Annotated in this window: 1 protein-coding gene and 1 pseudogene; both read right to left on the minus strand. The window is 56.6% G+C overall.

Annotated features, from left to right (window positions below; translation table 11 throughout):
• A pseudogene (locus tag BEA93_RS24655) lies at nt 1-204 on the minus strand (DUF1380 family protein); the annotation flags it as partial.
• A gap of 46 nt (nt 205-250) precedes the next feature.
• Nucleotides 251-511: antirestriction protein (locus tag BEA93_RS24660; protein ID WP_105267703.1), on the minus strand; the 261-nt coding region annotated here is incomplete at its 5' end.

A 511-nucleotide genomic window follows, 5' to 3' on the forward strand; every position in this document is an offset into this window, starting at 1 on the left:
GTGAACAACGCTGACATCCGCACCATGCTCAAAGGCATCGTCCAGCCGCTGCATGACGGTTTCCAGCTCATCGTCTGTCAGACTCCAGTCCTGGGCTATGTGACGCACATCCCCACGGGTCAGCACCACGGCAAAAACGTATTCACTGTCCGGCACGTCTGTATCCAGCACTTCGCGGATAATTTCTTTAACAGTACAGTACATGTTCTCGTCTCCTTTACAGGGGCGGCATTGCCGCCCCGTCCGTTAATCAGTCCAGTGCCGCGTAAATCGCGTTACATTCGGGGTGAAATTCGATGTGACGCCACAACTGCGCATCGCGCATCCGGTAAAGCTGGGTCAGTCCTGCATCCCCGCTGTCGTGGTACAGCCACAACTGGCGGTTAATCACAAGGGAAGTCAGAATGATGCCTGCGGCATCGGCGCTGACCGTGCGGTCAAACCAGTTTGCACCGTTCACCATGTGGAAACGGTCGCCATCCGGCATCATGTAACCGCCACCGTCCGGCAG

It is taken from the genome of Escherichia sp. MOD1-EC5950 (assembly GCF_002965345.1).
Lineage (GTDB): Bacteria > Pseudomonadota > Gammaproteobacteria > Enterobacterales > Enterobacteriaceae > Escherichia > Escherichia marmotae.